The 7,732-nt window shown below is 68.1% G+C and carries 7 protein-coding genes; 4 read left to right on the top strand and 3 right to left on the bottom strand.

All coding sequences use genetic code 11. The annotated features are described in order from the left end of the window. Positions 1–1,577 (bottom strand): 5'-3' exonuclease H3TH domain-containing protein (locus tag ACE3TU_RS15960; protein WP_374625942.1); only part of this gene is annotated, 1,577 nt, incomplete at its 3' end. Between the two features lie 78 nt (positions 1,578–1,655). Then, positions 1,656–2,264: a DnaJ domain-containing protein gene (locus tag ACE3TU_RS15955; RefSeq protein ID WP_374625940.1), complete on the bottom strand. Its 609-nt coding sequence runs from the start codon at positions 2,262–2,264 to the stop codon at positions 1,656–1,658. Positions 2,265–2,353: 89 nt separating this feature from the next. Here ACE3TU_RS15955 and ACE3TU_RS15950 point away from each other — a divergent pair, with 89 nt between their 5' ends. Next, positions 2,354–3,034 carry an HAD family hydrolase gene (locus ACE3TU_RS15950; protein WP_374625938.1) on the top strand — a complete coding sequence of 227 codons (681 nt, stop codon included), beginning with the start codon at positions 2,354–2,356 and terminating at the stop codon, positions 3,032–3,034. A gap of 343 nt (positions 3,035–3,377) precedes the next feature. Next, positions 3,378–4,214, top strand: a complete 837-nt coding sequence (locus ACE3TU_RS15945) for a cell wall hydrolase (RefSeq protein ID WP_374625936.1) — start codon at positions 3,378–3,380, stop codon at positions 4,212–4,214. A gap of 239 nt (positions 4,215–4,453) precedes the next feature. Here ACE3TU_RS15945 and pckA read toward each other — a convergent pair whose 3' ends face one another. Next, positions 4,454–6,007 carry a phosphoenolpyruvate carboxykinase (ATP) gene (pckA, locus tag ACE3TU_RS15940; RefSeq protein ID WP_374625935.1) on the bottom strand — a complete coding sequence of 518 codons (1,554 nt, stop codon included), beginning with the start codon at positions 6,005–6,007 and terminating at the stop codon, positions 4,454–4,456. Positions 6,008–6,226: 219 nt separating this feature from the next. On the opposite strand from pckA, the gene ACE3TU_RS15935 reads away from it, so the two are divergent. Then, on the top strand, positions 6,227–6,943 hold the full coding sequence (locus ACE3TU_RS15935; protein WP_374625933.1) for a response regulator transcription factor: 717 nt from the start codon (positions 6,227–6,229) through the stop codon (positions 6,941–6,943). A gap of 10 nt (positions 6,944–6,953) precedes the next feature. Beyond that, on the top strand, positions 6,954–7,732 hold a 779-nt coding region (locus tag ACE3TU_RS15930; RefSeq protein WP_374625931.1), incomplete at its 3' end, for a stimulus-sensing domain-containing protein.

The raw sequence follows: 7,732 nt of genomic DNA, 5'->3' as shown, positions 1-7,732 counted from the left end.
GCAAACGTGCGCTGCGACTTCCCCGTCCCGATCAGTTCCTTGATCGAAATGCCCTTCACGCCCAGCCAGTGCTCGGAAAGCTCGCCCATGGTGTTGAACTGCGGCCCGTCGAGCGCATAGCTCAACAGCAGGTTGTCGTCGAAGGCGTTCACCTCGATGCCGTAGCGGCTGAGAATCCCGAGGTCGTATTTGACGTTGTGAAACAGCTTCAGGATCGAGCGGTCGGCGAACAGCGGCTTCAAGAGCTCGATCGCCTCGCGGAGCTCCATCTGCCCCTCGGCCCGCCCGCCGCCGAACATGTCGCCCTCGCCCACGGTGTGGCCCAGCGGCAGGTAGGCGCCGTTCCCCGGCGCGGTCGAAAAGCTGAGGCCGACGAGGTCGGCCACCTGGTTGTCGAGGCCGGTGGTCTCGGTATCGGTAGCGACGATCCCGGTGGCGTAGATCGCCGCGATCCAGCGGCCCAGATGCGCCGCGTCGCGGATGATCTCGTAGCGCGCGTGGTCGAGCGGCAGCGCCTTGATCTTTTCGTGCTCGGCCTTGGCGTGCAGCACCGCCGCGTCGCCCGCCGTGCCCTCCGCCGCCTGCCGCGCGGCGCGCGCCGCGGCCCGCGCCTCGTTGTCGAAGCCGACCGGGGCGGCCGGCTTCACCGCCAGCTCCGGGTCGGCCGGCCAGGCCTCGGGATCGGCCTCCAGCACCCCGGCAAGCCGCTTGGTGATGGTGGTGAATTCCATCGCCTTGAGGAACGGGAACAGTTTTGCCGGCTCGAGCGGCTGCCGCGCCAGCGCCTCGAGCCCCAGTTCCACCGGCACCTCGCGGCTGAGCGTCACCAGGCGCTTGGAAATCCGCGCCAGCTCGGCATTCTGCTCCAGCGCCTCGCGGCGCTTGGGCTGCCTGATCTCGGCGGTGCGGGCCAGCAGCGTTTCTATGTCGCCATAGCTGTTGATCAGCTCGGCCGCCGTCTTCACCCCGATGCCGGGCACGCCCGGCACGTTGTCCACGGCGTCGCCGCACAGCGCCTGCACCTCGACCACCTTGTCCGGCGTCACCCCGAACTTGGTGAACACCTCGTCCACCCCGATCCACCTGAGCGGCGGCTGGCCGGGTCGGGGGATGGTGTCGAGCATGCGGATGGCGCCCGAGGGCTCGATCAGCTGCATCAGGTCCTTGTCGGACGAAACGATCGTCGCGCGCCCGCCGGCATCGCGGGCGAGGCAGGCATAGGTGGCGATGATGTCGTCGGCCTCCCAGCCCTCCATCTCGATCGAGGGCAGGTTGTAGGCACGGGTGGCGGCGCGGGTCAGCGGGAACTGCGGCACCAGGTCCTCGGGGGCCGGCGGCCGATGCTGCTTGTAGTCGGTGTAGATATGGTCGCGAAACGTCTTGCCCGAGTGGTCGAAGATCACCGCCATGTGGGTCGGCGCGTCGTCGCCCGTCAGATCCTCGGTGAGCTTGAACAGCATGTTGCAGAAGCCGGCGACGCAGCCGACCGGCAGCCCGTCGGACTTGCGCGTCAAGGGCGGCAGCGCGTGGTAGGCGCGGAAGATGTAGGTCGAGCCGTCGACGAGAACGAGATGCATGGGCGATTCCGCGGGGGGTCAGGGCGCGGACCTTAGCCCATCGGGCGGCGCGGCAAAACCCTTCGGCCGGGCCGGCCGTCAGGCCTCCGCCTCAAGGGCGGCGATCAGCTCGGTCTCGCTCTGGTAGTTGCCCAGTTCGGCGAGCGCCGTCTCCAGCATGGCGACGCGGCGCTTGATGCCGGCGTGCTGGGTGGTCTTGTCGGCGACCTGGGTATCGAGGCGCTCGACGAACAGGTTGCGATCGGCATCGGTGCGCCGGATGCGGGCCCGGAGCGCCTGCAGGGCGGAAATCTCGCGGTCGGTGCGGGCCAGTTTCAGCCGTGCCTCGGCGAGGCCCGTCTCCACCGCCGAAGTCATCTGGGCGACGAAATCGACGCTTTCGAGCCTCAGCCCGGTGCTGACCGCCGTGGCCACCGCCGCGTCGAACATGTCGGCGAGGATCACCGTCACCTCCCGCCGGTAACCCCTGACCGCCTCGTCGTCGACGATGCCGGTCTCGTCGAACAGCCGGCGCGCGTCCGGATCGGAGAGCAGCCCGAAGGCGCGCACGACGAGGATGAAGTGCTCGGGGTCGCCGCCGCGGTCGGGGTGGGCCGATTGTACCTGGCGGCGATAGGCCAGCTTGACGTCGGCGGCGGCCGCGGTGCGCCCGATGCCGAGCACGCTGTAGGGATCGAACTCGTCCATGGCCGCTGCATAGCACGGGGGGAGGGTGGCGATGAAGCGGCAGCCGGCACGTCTTTCCAGTGTCGCCGAATGCGACTATATCGCCAGCCATGGCCGCGACGTCCCCCTCCGCCCCGCTGAAGCCGTTCTCCGCCATCGTGTTCGACATGGACGGAACGCTCCTCGACACCGAATCGGTGTTCCGCGAGATCGTCTTCGACGTCAGCGCCGGGCTGGGCTTCGAGATGACCGACACGGTGCACCTGAGCATGGTCGGCTCGAGCCACGAGACGACCAACCGGCTGCTGGTCGAGGCCTATGGCGTGGCGTTCCCGTACCAGATCTTCGACGAGCAGTGCCGCACCCTGATGCGCGAGCGGATGAGCGAGGTGGTGCCGGTCAAGCCGGGGGTCCACGAACTCCTGGCCGAACTCAGGGCACGGCATATCCCGACGGCGGTCGCCACCTCCTCGCGCGCGCCGCATGCGCTGGGCCATCTCGGCGCCGCCGGGCTGCTGTCGATGTTCCAGGCGATCGTGACGCGCGACGACGTCGTGCATCCAAAGCCGCACCCCGAACCCTACCTGACGGCGACCCGTCTGCTCGGGCTGGCGCCGCAGCACTGCATCGCGGTCGAGGATTCGCATGCGGGAGTGCGGGCGGCGCATGCCGCCGGGCTGCAGACCATCATGGTGCCCGACCTCGTCGGCCCCTCCGAGGAAATCACCGCGCTCTGCACCGCCGTGATGGGCAGTCTGCACGAGTTGCGGCGGGCCGCGTTCGCCGGCTGAAGCGCTGGTCTCGCGCACCGACTCAGTCGCGCCGGGCGGCGGTGACCGGCGGCGTCGGCCCCATCGCGACGATTCGGCCTCGATTTAACTTTTAGCGATTGGCACAAGCGTCCCTTAGCCATCTCCAAAGCCCAGCAAAAACAGTACTTTCGTACCGAGGGTGCGACCGTTAACCTCATTTTAAGAGCCTAAGATTCATGGTTAAGCAACTGTAAATTCAGGGTTCCATCGATCGGGATCCTCGGATAGGTTGCCGAACACGGAAACGGGCCAAAAGCTGGTGCTGCCTCGGGGGCGGCGTCGGGGGAAGGTAGGCAGATTGCGGGCAGAGCCGTACGCACCAGTGCTGCGCGGGATTGCGCGGACGTTTGCGTTCGCTGCAGCAGCGTTTGTGCTGCTGGTCAGCTTTGCTCCTGCTTATGCCCAGGACCATATCGGGGATGCCGTGGTTCCGGCGCCCCTCACCGAGGCGATTTCCGTCAAGCGCCAGCAGTTCCGCGCCGGCGCGGAACCGCAGCTGACGCCGGCCCTGCTCGCCGCCTACGTCGCCCGCCAGCAGCAGATCGAAGGCTTCAATGCCTTCGAGGTGCCGGTGCCGGAAGCCGGGCTGACCGAGGCGATGCTGCTGGGCTATATCGCCAAGCGGCAGAACCAGGCGCTCGATGCGATCGAGCAGGCCGATTTCTCGAAGAAGCCCGCCCTTACCGCCGCGGTCCTCGCCGATTATGCGGCGAGCGATTTCGTGCCGACGGCCAAGCGGGTGAAGCTGGCCGAAGGCGAGCGCCTGTGCCTCGCCCAGGCCATCTACCACGAGGCGCGCGGCGAACCGCGCGAGGGCCAGCTGGCCGTCGCCAACGTCATCATCAACCGCGCGATGAGCAAGAAGTACCCCTCGACGATCTGCGGCGTGGTGTTCCAGAACGCCGACAAGGGCCGCTACAAGTGCCAGTTCACCTTCGCCTGTGACGGCCGGTCGGACATGGGCCGCGAGCGGACGGCGTGGAACCGGTCGCTGCAGATGGCCGACGAGGCGTTCTACGAGTTCCAGCGCGGTGATCGTCCGGGTGTCATTCCGGACTCGGCGCTCTTCTATCATACCACGGCGGTGGCTCCGCGCTGGTCCAACAGCTTCCGGCGCGTCGCGGCCATCGGCTCGCACGTCTTCTACTCCAGCAACTGATCCCCCCGAGGGTCGACCGAGGGTCCCGGCGACTTATGCCGGGCCCGTCCGTCGCTCATGGCGGCACAACGCCCTTGCGCGCGGCAGGGCCACCGGCTTTCACGGCCTCGCGGAGAAGCGGGCCGCCCCGTGGCCGGACGCAACGCCGCGGCGGGGTCTCCGCCTGTAAGAAAACAGAAACCCCGGCTCGCGGGTTGGACGAGCCGGGGCGACGGCCAGCTTGGGAGAGACTGGCGCGACTACTCTGCGGCGACGGCAACCGTTTCGAACTTGCGGTAGTTGTCGGCGAACAGCTGCTGCAGCCGCTCGGCGGTCCGATCGTAGGCCTCGACGTCGTTCCAGCTGGCACGCGGGTCGAGGGCCCGCGGCGGAACGCCTTCGACGCGCAGCGGCACCTGCATGCCGAACAGCGGCTCGACCCGCATCTCGGCATCGTCGAGCTCGCCCGACAGCGCGGCACCGAGCAGGCGGCGGGTGGTGGCGATGTCGATGCGCTTGCCCACACCGTAGCCGCCCCCGGTCCAGCCGGTGTTGAGCAGGTAGACCCGGGCGCCCGAGGCGCGCAGCCGCTGCGCGAGCAACTGGCCGTAGACCGTGGGGTGCAGCGGCATGAATGGCGCGCCGAAGCAGGCCGAGAAGGTGGCGACGGGCTCGGTGATGCCGCGCTCGGTGCCGGCCACCTTGGCGGTGTAGCCGGACAGGAAGTGGAACGCCGCCTGCTCCGGGTTCAGCCGCGAGATCGGGGGCAGCACGCCGAAGGCGTCGGCGGTGAGAAACACCACCGTGCGCGGGTGGCCGCCGATTCCGCCCGGCGCGACGGCCGGGAGGGTCTCGAGCGGGTAGGCGGCGCGGGTGTTCTCGGTGAGCGAGATGTCGTCGTAGAGCGGCACCAGATCGTCACCGAGCCGGAGGTTTTCCAGCACCGTGCCGAAGCTGCGCGTCGCCTCGAAGATCTCGGGCTCGGCGGTCGAGCTGAGCTTGACGGTCTTGGCGTAGCAGCCGCCTTCGAGGTTGAACACGCCGTCGGCGGTCCAGCCATGCTCGTCGTCGCCGATCAGCAGGCGCTCCGGGTCGTTGCTCAGGGTGGTCTTGCCGGTGCCCGACAGCCCGAAGAACAGCGCCGTATCGCCGCCGCGCCCGATATTGGCCGAGCAGTGCATGGGCAGCACGTCGTTGAGCGGCGCGTGGAAGTTGAACAGCGAGAACACCGATTTCTTGATCTCTCCGGCATAGGCGGTGCCGCCGATGAGGACCAGCTTGCGGGTCATGTCGAGGGCGATGACGGTGCCGGTGCGGGTGCCGTGGCGCTCCGGATCGGCGGCAAAGCCGGGCAGGTGCAGGATGGTGACGTCGGCTGTCTCCGAGACCTGCTGCGGGCGGATCAGCAGGTTGCGGATGAACAGGGCGTGCCAGCTGGTCTCGGCGAACACGCTGACCTCGAACTGGTGACGCGGATCGGCGCCGGCGATCAGGTGCTGGGCGTGCAGGGTACGCCCCTCGAGGCCGGCCAGCATGTCGGCCAGCAGCACGTCGAAGTGCTCGGGGCTCATGGCCTGGTTGTTGTCCCACCAGACCTTGTCGGCGGTCAGCGCGTCGCGGACGACGAACTTGTCCTTGACCGATCGGCCGGTATAGACGCCGGTGGTGACGGCCAGCGCGCCGCCGGCGGCCAGTCGCCCTTCACCGTCGGCAAGGGCGTTCTCGACGAGCCGCGGGGGCAGCTCGTCCCAGATCACCGCGGCGGCCATGCCGTCGATACGCTGTTCCAGATCGCGGTGAAAGTCGCGTGCCATGGGTGAAGTCCTCGCCAGGTTCGCCGCCTTTCTAGGGGGGCGATACCGCGACGGACCATCCCGAAATCGGTCTTACGACGTAAGTCTCAACGGGGGACGGCGGCGGGCCGCACTGGTTATCCTGCGGCGCCCGCCTTATTTATGTGCAATTGTGGCAGTCAATGTCCGCCACAATTGGGCCGGCGCGTCGCCCGGCCGCAGTCCGGAAGGAAGAACTCCATGCCCAAGATCGCCCTGGTGGACGACGACCGCAATATCCTGACCTCGGTGTCGCTGACACTCGAGGCGGAGGGCTACACGGTCGCCACCTACACCGACGGAGCCTCGGGGCTCGAGGGGCTGACGGCGGACCGGCCGGACCTCGCCATTCTCGATATCAAGATGCCGCGCATGGACGGCATGGAACTGCTGCGCCGGCTGCGGCAGAAATCGGACGTGCCGGTGATCTTCCTCACCTCGAAGGACGAGGAGATCGACGAATTGTTCGGGCTCAAGATGGGCGCCGACGATTTCATCACCAAGCCGTTCAGCCAGCGCCTGCTGGTCGAGCGGGTGAAATCGGTGCTGCGCCGCGCCGCGCCGCGCGATCCATCCGCGCAGCCGGGCGCGCCGGGCGAAGCGGCGCCGAGCAAGGCGCTCATCGAGCGCGGCGCGCTGGTGATGGACGAGGAGCGCCACACCTGCACCTGGAAGGGCCAGCGGGTGACCCTGACGGTCACCGAGTTCCTGATCCTGCAGGCCCTGGCGCTCAGGCCCGGCGTGGTCAAGTCGCGCAACGCGCTGATGGACGCCGCCTATGACGATCAGGTCTATGTCGACGACCGCACCATCGACAGCCACATCAAGCGGCTGCGCAAGAAGTTCAAGGCGGTTGACGACGATTTCGAGATGATCGAAACGCTGTACGGGGTGGGTTACCGTTTCAAGGAGCAGTGAGGACCGCAGCGTGGCCGTCTCCGAGCAGGACCTGCAGGCCCTCAAGCCCGCCGGCGCGGGCGGCGGCACCGTGTCGCGATTGAGCCGGATGCTCGGCACGGCGCGGCTCTGGCTCGACGGCATCCTTCGCCAGATCCGGCGGCTGCTGTCGCTGACGGTCTTCTCGAGCCTTGCCCGCCGCATCATCGTGCTGAACCTTGCCGGCCTTGCCGTGCTGGTGATCGGCATCCTGCTGCTCAACCAGTGGCGCACCGGGCTGATCGAGGCGCGGGTGCAGAGCCTCAGGGTGCAGGGCGAGATCATCTCCGCCGCCATCGCCGCCTCGGCCACGGTCGACAGCGACGTGATCACCGTCAATCCGGACCGGCTGCTCGAGCTGCAGGGCAGCAACACGGTGTCCCCGCTCAGCTTCTTCGACCCCAGCCTCGAATTTCCGATCAATCCCGAGCGCGTGGCGCCGCTGCTGCGCAACCTCGTGACGCCGACGCGGACGCGGGCCAGAATCTACGACCAGCAGGGCCTGCTCATCCTCGACAGCGCCAACCTCTACGCGCGCGGCGAACTGCTCAAGCAAGTCTCCAAGAAGCCGGAGAACCCGACCTTCTTCCTCCTCGACTGGTGGAACGCGGTCGCCGACTGGCTGCCCGGCGACGACTATCCGCAGTACCAGGAGTTGGGGGCGGACGAGGGGACGCGCTATCCGGAGGTCGCCGCGGCACTGACCGGGGCGGCCACGGCGATCGTGCGTGTCGACAGCAAGCACCAGCTGGTGGTGTCGGTGGCGGTGCC

The sequence above is a fragment of the Devosia sp. genome (assembly GCF_041917035.1).
In the GTDB taxonomy this organism is placed as follows: Bacteria; Pseudomonadota; Alphaproteobacteria; order Rhizobiales; family Devosiaceae; genus Devosia_A.
This window is presented reverse-complemented; position numbering and strand designations above follow the sequence as displayed.

Bases quoted from the DNA above. Each gene is read 5' to 3' on its own strand.
- ACE3TU_RS15955 (WP_374625940.1), bottom strand. From the start codon at position 2,264: ATGGACGAGTTCGATCCCTACAGCGTGCTCGGCATCGGGCGCACCGCG.
- ACE3TU_RS15950 (WP_374625938.1), top strand. From the start codon at position 2,354: ATGGCCGCGACGTCCCCCTCCGCCCCGCTGAAGCCGTTCTCCGCCATC.
- pckA (WP_374625935.1), bottom strand. From the start codon at position 6,007: ATGGCACGCGACTTTCACCGCGATCTGGAACAGCGTATCGACGGCATG.
- ACE3TU_RS15935 (WP_374625933.1), top strand. From the start codon at position 6,227: ATGCCCAAGATCGCCCTGGTGGACGACGACCGCAATATCCTGACCTCG.